The organism is Gluconobacter sp. R75690 (assembly GCF_015244525.1).
Lineage (GTDB): Bacteria > Pseudomonadota > Alphaproteobacteria > Acetobacterales > Acetobacteraceae > Gluconobacter > Gluconobacter potus.
This window is the reverse complement of record NZ_JABCQB010000018.1, coordinates 10,492-33,963: the sequence shown is the minus strand read 5'-3', so window position 1 is coordinate 33,963 and position 23,472 is coordinate 10,492. Positions and strand designations below refer to the sequence as shown.

Annotated in this window: 18 protein-coding genes; 10 read left to right on the top strand and 8 right to left on the bottom strand. The window is 56.1% G+C overall.

The annotated features are described in order from the left end of the window. Window positions 1–281: transposase (locus HKD27_RS15415; RefSeq protein WP_194690122.1), on the bottom strand; the 281-nt coding region annotated here is incomplete at its 3' end. Between the two features lie 224 nt (window positions 282–505). Between HKD27_RS15415 and HKD27_RS15410 the strand changes: the two genes are divergently transcribed. From HKD27_RS15410 to HKD27_RS15370, 9 genes are all read left to right on the top strand, one after another. Then, complete coding sequence (locus HKD27_RS15410) at window positions 506–826, top strand: antibiotic biosynthesis monooxygenase (RefSeq protein ID WP_370544285.1); 321 nt, start codon at window positions 506–508, stop codon at window positions 824–826. Next, on the top strand, window positions 826–1,758 hold the full coding sequence (locus tag HKD27_RS15405) for a hemin ABC transporter substrate-binding protein (protein ID WP_194690124.1): 933 nt from the start codon (window positions 826–828) through the stop codon (window positions 1,756–1,758). The genes HKD27_RS15410 and HKD27_RS15405 overlap by 1 nt, the downstream gene beginning before the upstream one ends. Continuing rightward, window positions 1,755–2,783, top strand: a complete 1,029-nt coding sequence (locus HKD27_RS15400; protein ID WP_194690120.1) for an iron ABC transporter permease — start codon at window positions 1,755–1,757, stop codon at window positions 2,781–2,783. Before HKD27_RS15405 ends, HKD27_RS15400 begins: the two co-directional genes overlap by 4 nt. Beyond that, window positions 2,780–3,589: a heme ABC transporter ATP-binding protein gene (locus tag HKD27_RS15395; protein ID WP_194690119.1), complete on the top strand. Its 810-nt coding sequence runs from the start codon at window positions 2,780–2,782 to the stop codon at window positions 3,587–3,589. The genes HKD27_RS15400 and HKD27_RS15395 overlap by 4 nt, the downstream gene beginning before the upstream one ends. Before the next feature lie 43 nt (window positions 3,590–3,632). Then, the gene (locus HKD27_RS15390) at window positions 3,633–3,953 is read left to right on the top strand and encodes an antibiotic biosynthesis monooxygenase (protein WP_062493513.1); all 321 of its coding nucleotides are present in this window, start codon (window positions 3,633–3,635) and stop codon (window positions 3,951–3,953) included. Window positions 3,954–4,114: 161 nt separating this feature from the next. Further along, entirely contained in the window at window positions 4,115–4,894 is a 780-nt protein-coding gene (locus HKD27_RS15385; RefSeq protein WP_194690118.1) for an AraC family transcriptional regulator, read from the top strand. A gap of 230 nt (window positions 4,895–5,124) precedes the next feature. Then, window positions 5,125–7,338: a TonB-dependent siderophore receptor gene (locus HKD27_RS15380; protein WP_194690117.1), complete on the top strand. Its 2,214-nt coding sequence runs from the start codon at window positions 5,125–5,127 to the stop codon at window positions 7,336–7,338. Window positions 7,339–7,595: 257 nt separating this feature from the next. Then, window positions 7,596–8,579, top strand: a complete 984-nt coding sequence (locus tag HKD27_RS15375) for a DUF1852 domain-containing protein (RefSeq protein WP_194690116.1) — start codon at window positions 7,596–7,598, stop codon at window positions 8,577–8,579. Window positions 8,580–8,606: 27 nt separating this feature from the next. Then, complete coding sequence (locus HKD27_RS15370; RefSeq protein ID WP_194690115.1) at window positions 8,607–9,635, top strand: methionine synthase; 1,029 nt, start codon at window positions 8,607–8,609, stop codon at window positions 9,633–9,635. A gap of 237 nt (window positions 9,636–9,872) precedes the next feature. Here the strand turns inward: HKD27_RS15370 and metF are convergent, their stop codons facing one another. After that, entirely contained in the window at window positions 9,873–10,802 is a 930-nt protein-coding gene (gene metF / locus HKD27_RS15365) for a methylenetetrahydrofolate reductase [NAD(P)H] (RefSeq protein WP_194690114.1), read from the bottom strand. Between the two features lie 129 nt (window positions 10,803–10,931). Between metF and HKD27_RS15360 the strand changes: the two genes are divergently transcribed. Beyond that, window positions 10,932–11,825, top strand: a complete 894-nt coding sequence (locus HKD27_RS15360; protein ID WP_194690113.1) for a LysR family transcriptional regulator — start codon at window positions 10,932–10,934, stop codon at window positions 11,823–11,825. Here the strand turns inward: HKD27_RS15360 and HKD27_RS15355 are convergent. The 6 genes from HKD27_RS15355 to HKD27_RS15330 form a co-directional block, all read right to left on the bottom strand. Continuing rightward, window positions 11,822–12,277, bottom strand: a complete 456-nt coding sequence (locus tag HKD27_RS15355; protein ID WP_194690112.1) for a hypothetical protein — start codon at window positions 12,275–12,277, stop codon at window positions 11,822–11,824. The genes HKD27_RS15360 and HKD27_RS15355 overlap by 4 nt on opposite strands. Window positions 12,278–12,376: 99 nt before the next feature. Continuing rightward, window positions 12,377–13,864, bottom strand: a complete 1,488-nt coding sequence (locus tag HKD27_RS15350) for an alpha/beta hydrolase-fold protein (protein WP_194690111.1) — start codon at window positions 13,862–13,864, stop codon at window positions 12,377–12,379. Between the two features lie 380 nt (window positions 13,865–14,244). Further along, on the bottom strand, window positions 14,245–15,783 hold the full coding sequence (locus HKD27_RS15345; RefSeq protein ID WP_194690110.1) for an efflux transporter outer membrane subunit: 1,539 nt from the start codon (window positions 15,781–15,783) through the stop codon (window positions 14,245–14,247). A 25-nt stretch (window positions 15,784–15,808) separates the two neighbouring features. Next, window positions 15,809–19,114 (bottom strand): efflux RND transporter permease subunit, encoded by a 3,306-nt coding sequence (locus HKD27_RS15340; protein ID WP_194690109.1) that lies wholly within the window; start codon window positions 19,112–19,114, stop codon window positions 15,809–15,811. Continuing rightward, window positions 19,114–22,272: an efflux RND transporter permease subunit gene (locus HKD27_RS15335; protein ID WP_194690108.1), complete on the bottom strand. Its 3,159-nt coding sequence runs from the start codon at window positions 22,270–22,272 to the stop codon at window positions 19,114–19,116. Before HKD27_RS15335 ends, HKD27_RS15340 begins: the two co-directional genes overlap by 1 nt. After that, window positions 22,269–23,468 carry an efflux RND transporter periplasmic adaptor subunit gene (locus HKD27_RS15330; protein ID WP_194690107.1) on the bottom strand — a complete coding sequence of 400 codons (1,200 nt, stop codon included), beginning with the start codon at window positions 23,466–23,468 and terminating at the stop codon, window positions 22,269–22,271. Before HKD27_RS15330 ends, HKD27_RS15335 begins: the two co-directional genes overlap by 4 nt. Between the last annotated feature and the right edge of the window lie 4 nt (window positions 23,469–23,472).

Here is a 23,472-nt window from a genome sequence, read left to right as displayed (position 1 = left end):
AGACCAAGGAAGCGCATAAAAGACAGACGGTCATTGATCAGGTCTTCCATCCGCTCGTCGGAGAGCTTGTTCAGTGTCTGGATCACCAGGATTTTGAACATCAACACCGGATCAAAGGGCGGACGGCCGCCTTTGCGGCCGCCTGAATAGGCAAGAGCCTTCTCCTCATCAGGTCGAAACACCTCAAAATCCACAGTCCGGGGAAAGGCTTCGAGCTGATCACCAGGCCCACTCAACCGAGCAAGCCGCTCTTCAACATCAAAGAAACCCGGCTGCTTCATGCCATCTATCCCTAATCCACGCAGGGAAAATAGAATTACAGAGACGGGCTCAAAACCAAGGGGTTTTTCGAACCCTCACGTTCTTTTTGAAAATGTATCGCAACAAGATGCCAAGGTGATGCCTTCGGTTAAGTTGAGATTGATTCTCATTTTCACATATGGCAGCCTTGTCACATCGGATTGGACCATATCCCGGAAGCGAGCAGAGCCAGATGTTTGTTGTTGTGAACCGTTTCAAAGTGCGGCTGGACTGGCACCCCGGTTTCCGGCGCCGCTGGCTGGATCGGGCGGGGCTTCTCAACACTGCCCCGGGTTGCCTCATGATCCCGTTCCTGAAAGGCAGCGCCTATCCTAACCCTGTGGCTTACATTTCCCATACGTTCTGGGCGTCGCGCGAGGCCTTCGAGGCATGGCGTGGTGGATCGGACCTGTTCCAGACAGCGCATAAGAACGCCGGTAAGGGCGAGCATTTGACGATCGGGCAACGGGCGTTCAGTGCCTCTGAAGTGCTCCGGACTGTCGAAGGGATGGAGCAGGCCGCGTGATGACTCAGAATTCCGCTCTTTCCCGGCGAAAGCTGGGCCTGTCCCTCGTCGCCATGAGCGTGGCGGCCGGTATTCTGCCTGAAACAACTCATGCGGCCTCTGTGCGGACGATAACGGACTGCCGCGGGCGTCATGTTGTGATCCCGGCGGCACAGCGGATAGCCTGTATCGGTGGTACTATTACGGAAACGCTTTATGCGTTTGGACGCTCGCAAAGCATCATTGGCGTTGATCTGACGTCTACATGGCCGGAACAAGCACAGCGGGAAAAGAAAAACCTGGGCTACATGCGGGCGATTTCCGCCGAAGGGGTTCTGTCTCTCAGGCCGGACCTGATTCTGGCCATGAATGATTCCGGTCCCGCTGCTGCGATGGATCAGCTTGCAGCTTCAGGCGTTCCGGTCGTGTTCGTGGATGCAACGCACTCGCCGGAAGCGATCGAGGGACGCACCCGTTTTCTGGCCGAAATCGTTGATGCGAAGCCGGAAGGTGAGCGCCTGTGCGGCACAATTTCGGACCAGTTCCGGAGCCTCGCCTTATGGCGCGCGGCCCATCCGCAGATGAGGCGTGTGCTGTTCGTGATGCGCATGACCAACAACCGTCCCATGGCCGCTGGGGCAGGAACGGCTGCGGATGCCGTGATCGGTCTTGCGGGGGCGATCAATGCCGGAGCGGGCATGCAGGGCTACAAGATCGTGGATCAGGAAAACCTTGTCGCACTGCGCCCGGATGTAATCCTGACGATGCAACAGGGTGGGGATGCGATCCGGAATGAGCTTCTGGCTGATCCGGGGTTCCAGTTGACCCCTGCGGGCAAGAGCCGGGCGATTATTGCCATGGAAGGGGAGCGTCTACTTGGATTTGGGCCCCGCACGCCCCAGGCTGCGCTTGATCTGGCGCGCCTGATTGAAACGGCGGGTCATCCCGTATGACATCATCCCGGCGTCAGGCCCTGATCTTTCTGATCGCTCTCATACCATTGCTGCTGCTGGCCGTCATCGCCGCGCTGAATATCGGTGCGACGGGTGTGCACCTGTCGGCTCTCTGGCATGGAACGACGGATTCTGACATCCGGGCAGACCGGATCGTGCTGCTTCGCATCCGCGGGCCACGGGTGGTGATGTCGAGCCTGACCGGGGCGGCGCTGGCGGTTGCTGGAGCGGTCATGCAGGGGCTTTTCCGCAATCCTTTGGCCGATCCGGGGCTGATTGGCGTGTCATCGGGTGCGGCACTGGCGACGGCCTGCATGATCGTTCTGGGGGGACCATGGCTTGTTTCGGGTACATGGGGTGTCTGGGCCATTCCTGCTGCGGGGATGTGCGGCAGCTTTGCCGCTGCCTATCTACTGTATCTGTTTGCGACGCGCGGGGGCGTGACCTCCGTCAGCACGATCCTTCTGGCTGGCGTGGCGCTCGGGGCGTTCTCCGGGGCGCTGACGGGTATTCTTATTTTCCGTGCCAACGATACGGCCCTGCGTGACCTGACATTCTGGACCATGGGTAGCTTCGCCGGTGCGACATGGTCCCGCATCGGGCTGTTATGTCCGTTCCTGTGCGTTGCGGCTGCCGTGACGGCACGTCTGGCCACGCCGCTCAATGCCCTGCTGCTGGGCGAAAGCGATGCCCGCCTGATCGGGTATCCGGTCGAACGGATCAAGCGTCTGGCCATGGTGGCGGTAGCCTGTGCCGTCGGGCCAACGGTGTCCTTCGTGGGGGCGATCGGGTTCGTGGGCGTCATCGTGCCGCATCTTGTCCGGCTGGTGACGGGCCCGGATCATCGCCTCGTTCTGCCGGGAAGTGCGCTTTTAGGGGCAAGCCTCATGATCGTGGCCGATACGCTGGCGCGCGTGATTGCCATCCCCGCTGACGTGCCAGTGGGGATCGTGACGGCTGTTCTGGGAACGCCGGTCTTCGTCTGGCTTCTGTCCGGCGCCCACGGACGCGAGGTGGTCTCATGAGCCTTGCTCTTCAGGATGTCGTCTGGCGCGCGAGCGGGAAAACGATCCTGCACGGGGCTTCGCTTTGCTTCGAGACAGGACAGGTTACGGCCATTGTCGGGCCGAACGGGGCGGGGAAAAGCACGCTGCTCCGGATTGCCAGCGGGTTGCTATCTCCCAGCAGTGGAACGGTGACGTTGCAGGGTACGGAGTTGAACCATCTTACTCCGGAACGTCTCGCGGCGATGCGCGCCATGCTGACGCAGGAGACTGTCCTGCGGGCACGCTTCACACTGCGGGATCTCGTCGTGATGGGGGCCCGGGTCTCGGCGCCCCGCTTGACCGCAAAGGAGCGCACAGTGCTGGCGGAAGACCTGCTCGGTCGCGTCGGGCTGGAGCACTTTGCGGATCGCGATGTCATGGATCTTTCCGGCGGCGAGCGCCAGCGTGTCCATCTGGCCCGCGTCCTGATGCAGCTTGAGGCCGCGGTGTCGGACAAGGGGAATGCGCCGGGCTTTCTGCTGCTCGACGAGCCGATTTCCGCGCAGGATCCGGCCCGTCAGCACCTGGTCCTTGATCTTGCCCGCGCGCATGCCCGTAAGGGAGGCGGGGTTGTCCTGGTCCTGCATGACCTCAACTGGGCCGTAGCCTGTGCCGACAGGATCGTGGTCGTGCATCAGGGCACCATTCATGCGCAGGGGCCCCCACAGGACGTTCTGACAGACACTCTGGCCCAGACGGTGTTCGGGCTGGAAGAGGGGCGCGTCCGAACCCATGAACGAACGGGCAAGCCCTACATCCTGCCGCACGATATCATTTTCAGCTGATGAAGCTGATGAAAGAGAAAACAGATGATGAAAGAGAAAACAGATGCACCAGTATATTGCGATGAACCGCTTCAGAGTGGCCCAGGACAATGCCGAAGCTTTTGAAAAACGCTGGCTGGAGCGGGAAGTCCTTCTAAAGACGGTGCCCGGGTTCGTCAGTTTCCAGTTCCTGAAAGGCCCGACGCAGGATGGTCTGACGCTTTATGCATCCCACACAGTCTGGGACTCCCATGATGCCTTCGTGGGATGGACCCAGTCCGAACAGTTCCGGCAGGCGCATACGGGCGCTGGGCAGGGACGAACGCTGATGGTGGGGTCTCCTGTTTTCGAAGGTTTTCTGGTCCTGCAGAACATCCCGGCCTGAGAAGCCCCATTTCCGCTCAGGCTCTTCAAAAAATGGACGCGGAATGTCCGCCAGTGTTCTATGACGCATCATTCTGATGTGTTGGTGCAGACGAACGGAACATCGGGCAGGATCATTTTGCTGGGTCTCTTTTGAAGAAACATGAACGGGGTCATCGCATCATGAAGCGGACGGCCGATCTGCCGGACCGTCCGCCGCCGGTCGTGGGGTTTGCAGACCGTTATCTGGGTGGTTTCGTCGACGGGTATCACACGCATGACCGCTCCCAGCTCTCGCTGTTTCTGGGCGGAACGGTGACCATCAGTACGCTGGGGCGCAGTTTCGTGCTTGGGTCAGGGCAGGGGATGTGGATACCCGCCAACACGCTTCATCAGGCAAACTGCCGGACCGATCTGGCATTTCAGGTCATTTACGTTGATCCGACACTGCCGGAAGCCGAAGACCTTCCGTGCAAGATGTTCGACGCCTCATCCCTCATGCGGGGGCTCGTGGATGAGATTATCGCCATGCGCTACGAGTTCTCCATGGATGAGCGCATGACGTCTATTGCGCGGCTTCTTGTCGGTGAAATCAGGCGCGCGCCCCCAATTGCGGACCGGTTGCTGTTTCCTTCCGATCCGCGCCTGCTTCGCGTCTGTGAGGCGATTGCTGCCCAGCCCGGAGACTGCCACGACATCGACTACTGGGCGCGGGAAGCAGGCATGGACCGGCGGACCTTTACCCGACTTTTCCAGCAGGAAATGGGCATGGGTTTCGCTGCCTGGCGCCGGCGTGTCCGGGTGGTCGAGGCGGCTTCCCGCATTGCCGCGGGACAGTCGATTTCCGAAGTCGCATTCGACCTCGGTTACGAGAACCCCAGTAGTTTCAGCACGATGTTCCATCGAACCTTCGGCGTCTCGCCCCGTATGGTGCGCGTAGGCACGCTGACGCCGCCCCTGTAACTGGCTTTTCTCAGCCCCAATCTCCCATCCGCTCCCATTCAGGCAACACCGCAGCGACTTCCATCCTCGGCGATCAGGCAGAGTTTGTTCGCGTTCGGGCCAATGGCCGTCGCGTCGGTTGATGCGACCTACGAATGTGGTTGGAAGCGCAACTAAGAGTCATTCTCAATACAAAAGACAGACCGCCGACCCTCTGGGTGCAGAAGCCGGTAACGACACATGGGTGGGGTATGCAGCGTAACAGGATCATCTACACGGCGCTTTTTTCGATTGTTCTGAGCGATACGGCGTTTGCTGCCGATCAGGACAGGAAAGCCGACACGGACCGGCAAACCGGGAAAACAGCAGTTGGCCACGTCGCACACAAATCCGTGGAAACACATGCAAAAGACGTCGAACAGGTGAGGGTTCGCGGGCATCTGGCCTCGACCGTTGCGTCCTCCGCAACCAAGTCGAACACGCCCCTGATCGAGACGGCCCAGTCGGTAACGGTGATTACCCGCGACGAAATGGATGCGCGCGGCGTGCTGACCCTCAATCAGGCTGTCCGGTATGCCGCAGGCGTGACGGCCGATACGCGCGGCGGAGAAGGGACGCGCTATGATCTTTTCGATCTGCGTGGCTTCACGGTCCCGACTTTTCTGGATGGCCTGAAATTTCAGGACAGTCCGACAGGTTTCGCGGTGGCTCAGACTGACACGTTCCGTCTGGATCGCGTCGAGCTTCTGAAGGGGCCGGCATCCGCGCTTTACGGTCAGTCCAGCCCTGGCGGCCTTACCTCGCTGTCCAGCAAGCTGCCGACGGATCAGCGGTTCTATGGCGGCGTAAATGCGACGGGCGGTATGTTCGATCTCTATCGTGTCGATGCGGATGTGGGGGGCTTTGCGACGGATGATGGAATGGTCCGCTATCGTGTGTACGGCACCATCAACGGACAACACACGCAGTTGAGCAGGACCGGAAGCCGGCGTTTCAGCATCAGCCCGTCCTTCACGTTCGGCGGGGACGGCCCGACAACCCTGACGCTGCTCGGGAACTACCAGTATGATCCGGAGAACGGTTCCTATGGTGGTGTCCCGCTGATCGGTTCTCTCAAGCGCGCGTCCTACGGTTATTTGCCGCGCAATTTCTATGATGGCGATGTCTCGGCGGAAAAGTTCAACCGACGTCAGGGCGCTATCACCTATATCCTGAACCATCGCTTCAACGATGACTGGAGCTTCAGCACGCGTGGCCGTTATGACGACATCCGAACGGTCTATCGCAGTGTCTATGACAATGGATATTACGACAGTGACGACGGCACCAGCGGCCAGATGCTGTCGCGTTCCGCCTATGGCACGCAGGAGCATACCTATAATCTGGCCTTTGACAGCCAGTTCAAGGGACGGGTTCGCACAGGGCCGCTGCGTCATGCGCTGATGTTTGGTTTTGACTACATGCAGCAGAAGGCGAACGATATGGAAGCCTATGGGGATGCGCCGGATCTGGACGTGCTGCATCCCGACTATCACATGGCCATTGCCGACCTGACGCCCTATCTTAATTACGTCACGAAATCCCATCAGATCGGTGCTTATGGACAGGATGAGATCCGCTGGAAGCGACTGATCCTGACGGGCAGCATCCGCAATGACTGGTATCGGTCCCATCAGACCGAATATTTCGAGCAGTCCAATGACCGGCAGAGTGCAAGCCAGATTACCTGGCGCGCTTCAGGACTGTATCATTTCGATTTCGGTCTCTCGCCCTATATCAGCTACTCGACATCCTTTCAGCCGCAATCGGGCACGGTCTCGAATGACGGCGGCGCGACGCTGCGACAGGCCCATCCGTCCATCGGCAAGCAGCTTGAAGGCGGTCTGAAATACCAGATCCCGGGGACGTCGGTCCTTTTTACCGCAGCGGGTTTTCATATCGAGCAGAGCAACGTCCTCGTTTCCGTTGCCAATACGGGATACAGCCTGCAAAGCGGTCTGGTTCATTCGGATGGCTTTGAGTTTGAAGCCCATGCCCAGCCGTTCCACAACCTGATGGTCACGGCGGCAGTCAGTTTCCAGAAGGTTAAGGATGACTCCACCGGGAAGCCTCTGATCCAGTCCGGTAAGGGAAACGCGTCCCTGTTTGCCTTTTACACGATGCCGTCCGGCCCGCTCAAAGGGTTCGGTTTTGGTGGCGGTATGCGGTATTCCAACAAGACCTATGGTGGCGAAGCGACCTATGGCAGCGTCTGGCTTCCGCAATATGCCCTGTTTGACGCGTCAATAGCCTATGATCTCAACAACATGTCTCATTCCCTTCGTGGCTGGAAGGTCGCCGCCAGTGTCAGGAATCTATTTGACAAAAACTATATTGCAAACTGCTTCGCCTATGGAGCCGACGGACAGTATTGTTACTACGGGGAGCGCCGGAATGCTCAGGCCAGCATAGGGTATAGCTGGTAATATTCATGAATCCCTGAGGAAATGCGAGAACAGGCCGTGCGGTTCATGTGTGAACCATACGGCCTTTTTTATTACCTGCTACCAAAGGGTCCAGCTACCCATGAGTGAAATTCATACTTAAATGAAATAAAATCATTTTTATTCAATTAACCTATCGGGCATAAGATTCTGCATCGCTCTGAAACGCAAACTGAAGAAACATTCCTGAATAAAAAGGGAATAATTCGGGATCTTCAGTAATCTAGGCAGTATCTATCATGTCGGTTGAATTTACATTCAATATCAAGAAAATCCCATTCAATGAAGATTACACGCCCTCAGACAGCACACGTCTGACAACCAATTTTGCCAATCTGGCGCGCGGGGAACACAGGCAGGAAAACCTGCGGAATGTTCTGCGCATGATTAATAACCGTTTCAATTCCCTGGCGCATTGGGACAATCCCAACGGAGACCGCTATTCCGTGGGAGTTGATATCATTTCTGCTGAAATGACGATCAAATCCGAGGGGAAAAATGAGTGTTTTCCTCTGATAGAGGTGCTGAACACCTCTATCTTTGACAGAAAAGACGCCAAACGCATCCCGGGAATTGTCGGGAATAACTTTTCATCCTACGTCCGCGACTATGATTTCAGTGTCCTGCTGTTAAATCACAATAAAGATCTGTCAGAATTCAGAACGCCTGAGCGTTTCGGTGATCTGCATGGCAACCTGTTCAAGTGTTTTATCAATTCAGAGTGCTACAAGGCCCATTTCAGGAAAATGCCCGTAATTTGCCTGAGCGTTTCAAGCAACAGGACTTATTACAGAACCAGAAATCATCATCCGGTGCTGGGCGTTGAGTACGAGCAGCGGGAATTTTCGCTGACCGACCAGTACTTCGGGAAAATGGGCATGAAGGTCAGGTATTTCATGCCTGAGAATGCGTCTGCGCCTTTGGCCTTTTATTTCTTTGGCGATCTGCTCTCCGATTACTCCAATATGGAGCTCATCAGCACCATCAGCACGATGGAATCTTTTCAGAAGATTTACCGTCCTGAAATCTACAATTCGAACTCTCCGGCGGCTGACTGCTATCAGCCGAGCCTGAAGCACCAGGATCATTCGGTGACCCGGATTGTCTACGACCGCGAGGAGCGCAGCCAGCTGGCGATCGCGCAGGGCAGGTTTACGGAAGAGAGCTTCATCAAGCCGTATCAGGACGTTCTTGAGCAGTGGTCTGCCCAGTACTCCGTTTGAACACACCAGAACACAAGGTCATCTGTCATGAAAACACTGCTCCCCACCTCAACGGCCGGCAGCCTTCCCAAACCGTCCTGGCTGGCAAAGCCCGAGACACTCTGGTCCCCCTGGAAATTGCAGGGGGAGGAACTGGTCGAAGGCAAACAGGATGCGCTGCGTCTGACGCTGGACGATCAGGATCGTGCCGGCATTGATATCGTCAGCGATGGCGAACAGACACGTCAGCATTTCGTCACGACATTCATTGAACATCTTGGCGGCGTTGACTTCGAGAACCGTCAGACCGTCAAGATCCGCAATCGTTACGATGCGAGCGTGCCGTCCGTCGTGGGCGCCGTGACCCGTGAAAAGCCCGTCTTTGTTGAAGATGCAAAATATCTGCGGGCACTGACGAAAAAACCGATTAAATGGGCGCTTCCGGGCCCCATGACGATGATCGATACGCTCTACGACGGTCATTACAAAAGCCGTGAAAAGCTGGCTTGGGAATTCGCGAAGATCCTCAATCAGGAGGCCAGGGAACTGGAGGCTGCCGGGGTCGATATCATCCAGTTTGATGAACCGGCCTTTAACGTCTTCTTTGATGAGGTCAATGACTGGGGCATTGCCACTTTGGAGAAGGCCGTTGAAGGACTGAAATGCGAAACGGCTGTCCATATCTGCTACGGGTACGGCATCAAAGCCAATATCGACTGGAAAAATGCGCTGGGCGCAGAGTGGCGGCAGTATGAGGAAATCTTCCCGAAGCTGCAGAAAGCCAGCATCGATCTGATCTCACTGGAATGCCAGAATTCCCGCGTTCCGATGGATCTCATTGAGCTTGTGCGCGGCAAAAAGGTGATGGTGGGGGCCATTGATGTGGCGACCAATACCATTGAAACGCCGGAAGACGTCGCCAGCACGCTCCGAAAGGCTCTGCAGTTCGTGGATGCGGACAAGCTTTATCCTTCGACGAACTGCGGTATGGCGCCTCTGTCGCGTCGTGTCGCACGCGGAAAGCTGAATGCTCTGGGTGCAGGCGCAGAAATCGTGCGCAAAGAACTCTCAGCCTGATCTGCCGCTCCCCTGGTTCAGCGGAACCAGGGGATCACGCAGCATGGACATCCGGGGTCGTCTTCCCCGTCAGAATCAGTGATCTCCGGGGCGTTGCATGTCAGGGATGACATTCCCTGTTCATTCCCGGCTTTGTCTGCCGAGGGCAGGGCACCTGTCCCGGTACTGGCAGGGGACCATCCGTCCTGCGTTTCATCAAACATCATCACCCCTTCCGTGATTTCCGACTTTGCTTCTTCATGAATCCGTCTCGCTGGCTGGACGCGCACCCAGAAGATGTGCAATCGCGCAGGTCAGATCAGGACGGTTCAGCGTAGAGAAATGGAACTCGTTGATTCCGTGGGACTGCAGAGTGCGAACCTGCTCTGCCGCTACGATACAGGCCGCGATACGGCAGAGTTCCGGGTTCTTTGCCGTTCCTTCAAACAGGTGCGTCACCCACGCCGGTACCGTAACCCCACAGAGCGCCGAGAAACGTGCAATCTGATCATAGTTCGACACTGGCATGATACCAGGAACGATCGGGGCGGTAATACCAGCCGCCAGACAGCGATCAAGAAAGCGCAGACAGGTCGAAGCCTCAAAGAAATATTGGGTTATGGCCCGGCTCGCACCGGCATCGAACTTGCGTTTGAGATTGTCGATATCGGCCTGGGGGCTCAGGGCGATAGGGTGTGTTTCCGGGTAGGCGGCAACCGAGATTTCAAAGTCAGCAATGCGACGCAGGCCAGCGACAAGATCGCTGGCATAGGCGTAACCACCCGGACGCGGCGTATAATCGGTGCCCGCGGGCGCATCGCCGCGCAAAGCCACCAGATGGCTGACACCGGCCTGCCAGTAGGTGCGGGCGATATCATCGATTTCTTCGCGGGTGGCGCCAATACATGTCAGATGAGCGGCCGGCACGAGCGTCGTCTCCTGCTTCAGGCGCAGGACTGTCGCCTGTGTCTGCGCCTGCATCGTACCACCCGCCCCATAGGTCACCGAGACAAAGCGGGGAGAAAGAGGCGCCAGACGGCGGATGCACTGCCACAAACGCCGCTCCATCGCGTCTGTCCTCGGGGGAACGACTTCGAAAGAGAGGACAGGAACGGGCATGTCAGAATGACAGAGCGACGGATGGTCCGCCAGTTTCCCGGAAAGAAGGCGTTTCAAATTCGTATTCATATCAGCTGCATCAGATCGGTGAGGCGGGATGACCGACGTTCAGATGATTTCAACTAGAACTTTATAATGATGAATATAAATGATATGTTTTCATGAATGTATTAATTTAATGCATATAGGTGGTAAGAGATGAGTGTTCTGCAACGCAATCATCTGATGATTATTCAGGAAGTTGCCCGGGAAGGTTCACTAACAGCGGCTGGCGCACGGCTGAATCTGACCCAGCCTGCTCTCAGCCATGCCGTCCGCAAGATCGAGATGCAGCTCGGCGTGAAGATCTGGCGACGCGAAGGCCGGTCCCTGATCCTCACTCAGGCCGGCCAGTGGCTGTTGTCTCTCGCAAACCGGCTGTTACCGCAGTTTTCGCTGGCTGAAGAGCGGCTGGAGCAGTTTGCGAATGGTGAGCGTGGCACATTGAGGATCGGGATGGAATGCCATCCCTGCTACCAGTGGCTTCTCAACGTTGTCTCGCCCTATCTCGAACGCTGGCCGAAAGTGGATGTCGATGTCCGGCAGAAATTTCAGTTCGGCGGCATCGGGGCGATCCTGAGCAACGAGATTGATATTCTCGTAACGCCTGACCCGCTTTATAAGCCCGGCCTGAACTTCACGCCGGTCTTTGATTATGAACTGGTCCTCGTCGTGGGCAGCGGTCACAGACTGTATGGCGTTGATCGCGTCACGCCTGAGCAGCTTGCCGAAGAAACGCTCATCACCTATCCTGTACCCTCGGAACGGCTGGATATCTATACCCAGTTTCTCCAGCCCGCCGGCATCGCACCCCGTCAGCAGAAACAGATCGAGACGACGGATATCATGCTGGTCATGGTGGCACATGGCCGGGGAGTTGCAGCACTTCCCCGATGGCTGGTGGATGAATATGCGTCACGCTTCGACCTTCATTCCGTAAGACTGGGTGCAACCGGAATTGCGAAGCAGATCTTTCTGGGGCATCGGGAAACTGATGCGGATGTTCAGTATCTCACCGATTTCATCGGATTTGCAGCCGATCCAAAAGATTAAAAAGTATTTTTTCTGTAGAGGTAGGACTGCCTTTCCAACAGCACATATATCCCTGACCCCGCTATACTAGCCGCTATTAAGGCCTGCCAGGTTGCTGTCAGAATCATTTCATAGCGATGCCAAAACCCGGGTTCGGGAAACCCATCCAAGGCCATTCCGGGAGGAAAGGCTGCGAATAGTGGGGCAAGACCCACACTAAAAACAAAAGCTAAGGCAAATGGAAACCAAGGTTTATTTGTTAGGCCTGGGCCTGAAAAGGCTTTTGCCACACTCCATAGTAGACCGATTCCCAGAACGGAAAAAATAGAAATCAGAACCAACAGAAATAAATATGATGTTATATTTTTATTGGAAGAACAGGATTCTGTGTTGCGTAAAATGATGAAAACGAGCACCGAAAGACATATCGATATTACGTATGATGCTTTAGGACTTAAGCGGCCCGACATCATTTACGTCTCTCCCCCGTATTTCAGGATGGGGCCGCAGATTCTATTTTTCACTACACGCGATTGAATCTTTCTGAATCCCATCCTGCCGTCAGGCCAGAGCTATGCTCTGACCTGATCCAGAAGCCAGTGCCGTGCGGCGGCAATATGGAAGAATTTCCGTGCGGATCCCATGTGATCCACGCCTTCAAATGTCAGGAAGGTGATGTTGCCGCCTTCCGCAAGATAGCCGTTGATCTGTCTGGTCAAGGCATCCTGTCGTTCCACAGGAAAGATCAGCGCAGGGTCCAGATTATGGTCGGGGCGCGTGATTTTCGCTCCTGCCTGTTTCCAGACGGGAAGACATTTCTCATTCCAGGGCGTGGCTTTGTTGTCTTCCGAACCGGTTATGATCAGAAGTTTCTGATTGGCGAGCGTGACAACATCGGATGGACGCTGCTGTCCGGCAATGATCAGTCCGGCCGCAAAAGTCTGGGGATGTTTTGCCATCAGCCAGAGGGAGGTCATGGCTCCCATGGACCAGCCCGTGCAATAGACCCTCCTGGGATCAATTTTCAGGACCTTGTCCGATCGGTCCGGCAGGTTGGGGTTGCCGTAGTTCCACGTATTGCTCAGAAGCGATTCAACGAGCCTGTATGTGTTCTCGACGTCAGAAGTGTGCTCCCAGTAATCATTCATGGTCGTATGCTCATAACGCGGCGTGATGACCACACATTCATACTCGTCCTGCACTTCAGGCAGGCTCCAGATACTGGCGATGCACTGTTCGGTCAGTGTCTGCGCGCAGGTCCCATCAGGGCTGGTTCCCGAATGGGTCACGGCCAGAATCAGCGGGTAGGAGCGGTTTTCGCCGCCCGTTTCCAAAAAGGATTTCGGCAGATAAATGCTGTATTCCAGCCAGGCCGAACGCGTATCATCCCACCACCAGTGGTTCTGTTCCCACGCATCCACACCCCGGATTGCAACGTTGTTGCCGTGTCGGCCGCTATTGCTCCAGACGGTCAGGCTTGCGGCGTAAGTTACCCCGCCGACTGTGCGAACAGCATGTTTCTGGATCAGGCTTACCCGGTCACTGTCCGTGGTAGGGAGGCTGAGGTCCGGGTCGTGGTGGAATTCGGTAATGACAAACCGCCCTTCCACGCTCTTGCCATCAGGACGCAGCGCCGCTTCGCTGTTGGTATAGATCGCCGAAACGAGGCGAGGGCGGCCAACTGCGGACGTGGCGTTCTTATCGGGTTCCTGCGGCATTCCGGCGAAAAAGCCTTTGGCTACGGGAAAGACAGCAGTGGCATAGGTGTCTGTCGTCAGGCTGGCAGGATCAATGGCGACATCATATTCCGCTGCAATACCGTAGACCTTTTCACCGCCCCCAGTGACTTCGCATAACGCGCAAATTCCCTGAAGTCCCGGAGTTTTCTTGCGATGCGGTCCCGGACCTTCAAAACCGTCTGGCCCAGCAGACGACGCTGCCATGAAACCATGTCCTCCACCGGCCGCGCGAGCCTGCGACGCTCCCAGCCCAATGGTTGAAACGGTAGTGGTAAAAGCGGCCCCGGCGGTCAAGAATTTACGTCTTGAGACATCAATCATGGTTTCTCCTGGTTTTAGGCTGGGTCGTTATCTGTACATTGCATTAATACTGATATTGGTCGCAGACAAAACTTCTGAAATATTTTCTTACTCAATCCGCTTGAGACGATGCCATGAAGACGTTGTCTTGTATGGGCAGACAAGACAACTATCCAACTCAGCCTGTCTCGGGCTTGTTTTAATCAGCCGATCCTGCGCACCGAATTGCTATTGGCTTTGATGAGGATCTGCTTGGATTGGTCGAAGACAGGGCGTTGCTGTTGTTTATGATTTTGTCAGGCTTTTACCGCACACCGCGATTTCTCTATCCCCGAAATCCCGTCTTACTTCCAGTTCCAAACCTTCCTTCCCCTCACACTGTCAGCCAGAATAAGTGTAATTTATGGTTTGTAGGCGTCTGGTTTTTCAAGGAAAGTTGGGACCAGTGGGTTATCAGACTGCAGTGCGCCCTTGCTCGGCAGCTTTGTCGTATCCCAGCCACCACCGAGATCTGCTATGAGTTTGACGCTCGCCAGCAAGCGGCTTTCCTGGATTTGTAGAACCGTCTCCTGATTGGAGAGAGCTGTTTGCTGACTGGTAATGACAGTGGTGTAAATCGCTGTTCCATAACGATATTCATTCATCGATATATCAGCAGCCTTTAAGGCTGAAGCGACGGCCTGCTGTTCCTGGCGTCCCTGTTCCTCAAGGATACGGAGGCTCGAAAGCTGGTCTTCCGTATCCTGAAGCGCAGTCAGTACAATCTGTCGATAATTAGCGACGGCGCTGTCATAATCAGCATTGGCTTCCTGCACAGCGGCCGTCCGTGCTCCGCCTTCAAACAGGGTTTGGCTGGCTGACGCGCCGAGGGACCAGATCCGGTTCGAGACCTGAATTAAGGACTGAACAGGGTTTCCACTATATCCGTATGCTGCGGAGAGTGAGACTTCTGGGAAAAAAGCCGCAATGGCAGCCCCAATCTCTGCATTGTATTCTTCCATCTGCCGTTCGGCCGCAGCAATATCCGGGCGTCTTTGCAGAAGTTCAGAAGGAACTGTTACCGGTACGGAAGGTATGGTGTTCGGCATCTCTGATCGGGCGAGCGAAAAATCGCCTGGTGCCCGGCCAATCAGTACAGCAATAGCATGCTCATATTCTGAGCGATTGACGTCTGTTGCTGTGGCGCTCGCCCGGGCTTGCTGGAGCGTGTTCTCAGCCTGGTATTCATCCGCGCCACTAACAGTTCCACCAACATGCTGACTATGAACGATAGCCAGATAATGTTCGTACAGAGCGGCGGAGCGGTCCAGTAGCGACTTCAGAGACTCTTCGTATCGCAGGGAGAAATAATCCTGAGCAAGCTCGGATTGATAAGACAGGCGTGCATTGGCGACGTCCGCCGCACTGATCTGTGCAGCAGCGACCTGTTCCTGAACCTGTCGTCTGATCTTGCCCCACAGATCCAGATCCCAGTCTGCCGTCATCTGGGCTGCGTAGGTATTCTTGGTTGAACCCGTTGTGTACTGGGTGCCACTTGTAGAACTAGCTGTGCCACCCTGGCTGTTTCTGGCAAAACTCAGGCTCCCCGCGAGTGTCGGATACAGGCTGGCTCGGGCAGCAGTCACGGCTGCACGGGCTTTGCGAAATGCGGCCTCATATTCCTTTAAATTCTGATTATTGAGCGTAACCTGACTTTCAAGCTGGTTGAGAACAGGATCGTTATAGATCCTCCACCATTCGCCCTTCGGATAGTCGGCCATATGTGGGGTCACGACAGTCCAGCCAGGCGCAGGCTTCAATTCCTTGAACTGTGGAGAGACAATGGCATGCGGGCGCTTATAAGTCGGCCCCACCATCAGGCAACCGGACAGAGCCAGAGATGTGAAAACCAGTGCATTGGCGCGGAGGCTGGTCAATACAGACCGATAGCGTCTTGTCATGTGGGCGTCCTGGGCAGGCGTGACATTAAGAGGAGCGTGCCGGACGGATTATCCGGACGAGATTATGGAAAAAGGGCGGAATCGTTTTCCGTCCCCACTGACCAAAGTGATCGAGATAGAGGTAGACAACGGGCGTGGTGTACAGCGTCAGGATCTGGCTGAAGAACAGCCCGCCTACGATAGCGATGCCTAGCGGGCGGCGTATTTCCGCGCCATAACCGTTGCCCAGAACAAGGGGCAGGGCTCCCATGGCCGCCGCGATCGTTGTCATGAGAATGGGACGAAAGCGTAAAAGGCAGGCGGTGTGGATAGCGTTCTCTGCGGACTGATGCTCGTTACGCTCCGCGTTGATGGCAAAATCCACCAGCATGATGGCATTCTTCTTGACGATGCCGATCAGCAGGATCAGTCCGATCAGGGCGATGATGTCGAACTCCTGACCCAAAAGGTAGAGGGCCAGAAGAGCTCCGACACCGGCTGAGGGCAGGGTTGAGAGAATGGTCAGGGGATGGATGAAACTCTCATACAAGATACCCAGAACCATGTAGACAGCGGCCAGCGCAGTAATAATCAGCAGTGGCTCCGAACTCGCCGAGCTCTGGAACTGCGCGGCTGTTCCTGCGAAACTGCCGTGAATAGTAGATGGCACGTTCAGCTTCACCATCTCTTCATTGATAATCCGCACCGCATCAGACATTGAGGCACCTGAAGCAAGGTTGAAGGAAAGCGTTGCGGCGAGCGCCTGTCCCTGATGATTGACGGTCAAAGACGTCGTGGCATCGTAAATTCTGGAGACGACCGAGAGAGGAACAAGCGTCTCGGCGCTTGAGGAAACAGCCGAACCACTGGACGTGCTGCTGCCTCCCGCAAGACTGTTGGCGACAGAGTTCTTGAACGATGTCGTACTGGCGGACGTCGTGGTGGAACTGCTGTCCGCCGAAGACATGCGGATGGTGTTCGTCTGTGTGCTGCCACTGGCCGTGCCGCCGGCCGCACTGACCCAGACGCGCTGGAGCATCTCGGCATTTTGCCAGTATTCCGGTTTGACGTTCATGACGACGCGATACTGGTTCAGTGGATTGTAGATCACAGAGGCTGAACGCTGCCCAAAAGCATCATAGAGCGCATTGGCGACAAGCTGTGGCGTGAGGGTGGTGCGACCAGCAAGATCCCTGTCAATATCCACGTTCGTCGCCAGACCACCACGCTGAACGTCAGTCGAAATGTCCGTCAGTTCCGGATGGCGCTGAAGGGCTGCCTGCAGGCGGGGCATCCATTCATAAAGCGTGGTCGCATCGCTGCTCTGGAGAGAATACTGATACGCGGCATTGGCCTGCCGTGCACCGGAGGGCAGGAGGTTCGGCAGCATGGCAATGAACTGGGCGCCCAGAAGATCATGGGTGCGGCGGCGCAGATCCGCGATGGTCTCAAGGGCAGAAACGTGGCGCTCGCTCTTGTCTTTTAGTTCGATGAACATGTTGGCCTGGTTTGCCGCACTCCGGCCACCGATAAACCCAGTGACACTTACGACATCCGGGTTTGAAAGGATCTTCTTCTCCACCTCCGTGATCTTGCCCATCATCTTCTGGAACGAGACGGCCTGATCGGCGGTAAGATGCGCCATCATGGTCCCGCTGTCCGTTGTGGGAAGCAGGCCACGAGGCATGATCATGAACAGGCCAATCATGAGCGCGATGGACAGGGGAAGAGAAAGAATGACAAGCCGGTGATGACGCAGGGCGACGAGCAGGGAGCGTTCATAGCCATGCTGCAGACGGTTGAAAGCCCGTTCCAGCCATGCCGAGATCCGGGACCATGCTCCACCTGTCGTTTCCGTTAAATGGTGCATGTCATCGGCCCGAAGGATGCGGGAACACATCATGGGCGTAAGTGTCAGGGAAAGAACCATGGACACCAGCACCGTGACAGAGATCGTCACGGCGAATTCATGCAGGACGTTGCCGATCAGTCCACCCAGCATCAGGATCGGGAAGAAAACGGCAACAAGGGAAAACGACACTGACAGGACTGTAAACGAGACTTCCTGCGCTCCTACCAGAACTGCTTCTGCCCGTGTCTTTCCCATCTCCATGTGACGGCTGATATTCTCGATCACCACAATGGCGTCATCCACAACAAAACCTGTTGCGATTGTCAGAGCCATCAGTGACAAACTGTCGAGAGAATAGTTCAGCAGTTTCATCACCCCGAACGTCGCGATCAGCGAGGCTGGAATAACGACAGCGGGAACGATGGTCGTGCGGGGGGAACGCAGAAAAAATAGCACAACGCCTACGACCAGCAGGATCGACAGGACCAGCGTGCTCTTCGTGTCTTTCAGGGCCGCCCGGATCGTATAGGAGCGGTCCATGCCCACATGAAGTTCCACATCCGCAGGGAGAGCGGCTGTAAGCATCGGAAACTCGGCACGGACCTGATCGATCGTCTGAACCACATTGGCGCCAGCGCGAGGAAAGATGATGACAAGAACAGCAGGCTGTCCGTTATAGAAGCCGCCATTCTCCACGTCTTCCACGCCGTCTGAAACATCGGCAACATCTTCCAGCCGAACGGGGCGATTGCTGCGATAGGCAACGATCAGCCCCTGAAGATCCTTGGCGCCATGCACCTGATCGTTGGTCTGCAGGATGATGCGCTGGTTGCCACGATTGACAAAACCCTTGGGCGTATTGGCGTTGGCTGCTGCAAGCGCGGCACGAATGTCCTCGAAGCCAATGCCGTATTTGAAGATCTTGAGCGGGTTCATTTCCACCCTGACGGCCGGAAGGGCACTTCCTCCGAGCTCGACCTGGCCAACACCGCTGATCTGCGACAGATGCTGCTCCAGAATATTGGTCGCGGCATCATAGATCTGCGCGGAAGTCTTGGTCTTGGATGTCAGCGCCATGATAAGGATAGGCATCCCGGCGGTGTTGGCGGCGTGATAGGTCGGATCCTGCCGCAAAGTCGCAGGGAGGTCAGCACGGGCCGCATGGATCGCAGCCTGTACGTCACGCGCCGCGCTGTTGACGTTGCGGGAGGTGTCGAACTGAAGGGAAATATTGACCTGTCCCGTTACAGACTGGGACGTCATTTCCGTCAGACCGGAGATCGTGCCCAGGTGCCGTTCCAGCGGCTCTGCAATCGTGCTGGCAATTTCTTCCGGTGTGCCGCCGGCCTGCTGGGCCTGAACCTGGATGACGGGCAGATCCACATTCGGCAGATCGGCAATCGGGAGAAGCCAGTAGCCAATCATCCCGGCAATCATGAGCCCGATAACGACAAGCGTGGTGCCGATGGGGCGTCGGATGCAGAGGGCAATGACTGACATCAGGAGACTCCCTGTGTCGATGATGCCCTGTGCTGGCGCAGGCGTGATACCCGAAGTCTTATACGCTCCATGAAGAGATAGATGACCGGGGTCGTAAACAGGGTGAGAAGCTGGCTGACCATCAGACCGCCCACGATCGCATAACCGAGCGGACGACGAAGCTCGGACCCGACGCCGCTGCCGATCACCATTGGAACCGCCCCCAGCATGGCGGCAAGGGTTGTCATGAGGATCGGTCTGAAGCGCAGATGGGCTGCCTTCGTAATGGATTCTACAGGAGACAGTCCTTCCACTCGCTCAGCTTCAAGAGCGAAGTCGATCATCATGATGGCATTTTTCTTGACGATGCCGATCAGCAGAACGATGCCGATAACGCCCATTACATCCAGTCCGCTTCCAGTGATCCAGAGGATCAGGAGGGCCCCGATAGCGGCAGAAGGCAGGGTGGAAAGAATGGTGAGGGGATGGATGAAGCTCTCGTAGAGAACGCCCAGAACGATATAGACCGCAACAAGGGCTGCAACGACCAGCCATGCCTCATTGCTCATGCTGTTTTCAAAGACCGCCGCCGTACCGATGAAAGATGTCTGCACGGTATCGGGCATTTTCAGTTTTGCGCGGGCTGCATCAATGGCTGACGTGGCTGCGCCGAGCGAGTAGCCGGGGGCAACATTGAAAGAGACTGTTGTGGCTGGGAACTGGGCAACATGCGTGATCAGAAGTGGCGCGGTGGAAGGCGTCATCTTCGTAACGGCACTCAGGGGAACCAGTCCGGAAGTCGGCGTGCGCGTCGGGCCGGAATCGACTGTTCCCGTAGTGGCACTGCCGGCCATGTACAGTTTATCCAGAGAGTCGGGCGTGTTCTGTAATCCCGGAGAGGCTTCCAGAATGACGCGATACTGGTTGGACTGCGTGTAGATCGTGGAAATCTGGCGTTGTCCGAATGAATCATAGAGCAGATTATCGACTGTCTCCGGTGTGATGGAAAACCGGGCCCCTGTTGCGCGGTCGAGGGTCACATCCTCCGCAAGGCCCTGAGCCTGAAGATCGGACGTAACATCTGCCAGGGCAGGGGATTTCTGCATCTCGGCCACGAGACGATCCGACCATGTGCTGAGGCGACTACTGTCGGAATCCTCGATCAGGAACTGGTACTGCGTGGCGGAAACATTGGTGTTGAGTGTCAGATCCTGAACAGGTTGCAGATAAAGCTGGGTGCCTGGAATGCTGCTGACTTCGTTCAGGATACGGGCGGAAATTTTGCTGGCTGAAAGACTGCGCTTGTCATGATCGCGAAGCGTAATCTGGAAGCGCCCTCGGTTCAGTGTCGTATTGTCACCATCCACGCCAATATATGACGACAGACTGGCAACATCAGGATCCTTGAGGATAGCAGCCCCAAGACGTTGCTGAAGAGCCTTCATGGCATCAAAGGAAATCGATGAATCCATGACGGAAACGCCCTGAATCACGCCCGTATCCTGGTTCGGAAACAGTCCTTTCGGAATGACGACCACCAGAACGCCGGTCAGAGCCAGCGTGAAGACAAAGAACAGGAGCGTCGCAGTCTGATGGCGCAGGATATGAACCAGACCACGGTCATAAGCGGAGATCAGACCGTTGATAAGCTGATCGGCCTTGAGCGCCCATTTCGGTTTGGTGGTCTGATGGGCCTCGTCTTTCAGGACGCGCGCACACATCATGGGTACGAGTGTCAGGGAGACGATGGCTGAGATGATGATCGTCACGGCGAGTGTTACGGCAAATTCGTAAAACAGGCGCCCGATCACGTCGCTCATGAACAGCAGCGGGATCAGCACTGCGATGAGCGATACCGTCAGCGAGATAATCGTGAAGCCGATTTCGCCAGCGCCTTCCAGTGCTGCCGTCATCCGGTCTTTGCCCATTTCGATATAACGGGCGATATTTTCGATCATGACGATGGCATCGTCCACCACGAAGCCTGTTGCGATGGTCAGCGACATCAGGGACAGGTTATCGAGCGAGAACCCCATCAACTGCATGACTGCCAGAGTGCCGACAATGGACAAGGGTACAGACAGGGCAGGGACCATCGTAGCCGCCGGATCGTGCAGGAACACGAAGATCACGGCCACGACCAGCACCAGCGCCAGTGTCAGTTCAAACTCCACATCGGAAACGGATGCCCGGATGGTGGTGGTCCGGTCTGTCAGTACCGTGATGTGAATGCCTGCGGGCATATCCTGTTCAAGGCGGGGCAGGGCAGTCTTGATGGCGTTAACGGTGCTGAGAATGTTGGCCGAGGGCTGGCGGCGGATATTGAGGATGATGGCAGGTGTCGTATTGGCCCAGCCCGCCAGTTGAGTGTCTTCAGGGGCTTCAATGACGGTTGCGATGTTCTTGAGCCGCACAGGTCCCTTCGTCGTGCTGGACCAGCCTACCACCTGATTCATGAGCTGGTCCGTACTGGAAATCTGACTGTTCAGCCGGATCGTACGGGCCTGTTCAGTGCCGTTGAAACTGCCGGTCGGGGAGTTGACGTTCACGTTGCCGATTGTCGTCCGCAAAGTGTCCATATCGAGCCCATAGGACGTCGCTTTCTGGACGTTGACCTGGACGCGATAGGCCTTCTTGTTTCCGCCTGAGAGGGAAACCTCACCCACCCCGGAAATTTCGCTGATTTTCTGCTGAAGGCGTGTGGCGACGTAATCCTCAACTTCCGTCAAGGGCAGTGTATCGGACGTGACACCAAGGATCAGGACCGGTGTATCTGCAGGATTAACCTTGGAATAGATCGGAGGAGCGGGAAGGGCAGAAGGCAGGAGCGAGTTTGCAGCGTTGATGGCTTCCTGGACTTCCTGTTCCGCAACATCGAGAGACGTTGTCAGGGCAAAACGCAGTGTGATGACAGACGCGCCGGCAGACGACTGAGACGTCATCTGATCCAGGCCTGCCATCTCGCCCATCTGGTCTTCCAGTGGCGCGGTAACAGACGTCATCATGACGTCCGAGCTGGCGCCGGGGTAGAATGTTCTGACGACAATCGTCGGATAGTCGACTTCCGGAAGGGCTGAAATCGGCAAAAAGCGATAGCCGATCATTCCTGCGAGAAGCAGGGCGAGCATCAGAAGCGTTGTGGCGACCGGCCGCTGGATAAAAAGGCGTGAGGGGTTCATTTCGCCGCCTTGTCCGTATTGCCAGTCGATGTGCTGTCGGGAACGGTGATTTTCGCACCGTCATGAAGTCTGTCGACGCCGGAGGTGACGACGCGGTCACCATCATTGACGCCTGACGTGATAACGACTGTGCTTCCCTGACTGATTCCCGTTTTCACGGTTTTAGCGGACACAGTGTTGTTGCTTTGCACAACGTAGACAAACGTTCCGTTTGGACCCGTCTGAAGCGCACTGGTCGGAGCCAGAAGGACACCCCGCTGCGTATCTACCATGAGATGAGCGTTGACGAACTGGTTAGGGAAGAGATCTTCATCCGAGTTTTCAAAAAGAGCGCGCAAACGGACTGTGCCTGTGGAGGTATCTATTTCACTGTCCAGGCTGCCGACCTTGCCTGTCGTCAGTTTGGTACTATCAGCGCTGTCCCAGGCTTCAACAGGAAGTTCCTTCACCTGACGCAGCCGCTTCCAGATCAGCCCCAACTTATCCTGCGGGACTGTGAAAATGACTGAGATGGGCTTCATCTGTGTCAATGTCGCCAGACCATCTGTCTGGCCAGCGACAAAATAATTGCCTTTATCCACGGCACGGATGCCGATGCGCCCACTGACAGGCGCCTTGATGTGGCAATACTCAATATCGAGCTTGTAAGTATCTACGAGACCTTGATCGTATTTTACCGTTCCGGTGAGTTGTTGAACCTTGTAATGCTGGTCCAACGCTGTCTGGGCATCCACGCTGTCATGTTTAAGGAGTTTTTGATAGCGGGCATCGTCGATCTTCGCTTCTTCAAGCTGAGCGATATCAGCGGCGAGCTGTCCTTCATATTGTTTGAGCTGGGCTTCATAGGGACGGGGGTCGATAACAGCCAGCAAATCACCCTCGTTAACTTCCTGTCCTTCCGTGAAGAGGATCTGCGTGAGATAGCCATCCACACGGGACTGAACCGTAACGGTGGCAATAGGCACCACTGTTCCCAGTTCGCTCAGAACATATGGCATGTCTCCCTTGCGAACCGTTTCCACACCAACGGGCTGTCCTTCCTGTCCGGATTTGGTCGCTGCCGCTCGGGTATCTGAGGGCGCCAGGCTGCTGGCAGTTGCCAGAGTTCCGATTCCAAACGTCCATGCCATCAGAAGCTGACGGCCTGTGAAAGAAAGACGGAGGACAGAACGGCGTAAAAAGTTCGGTTTGGACATACCA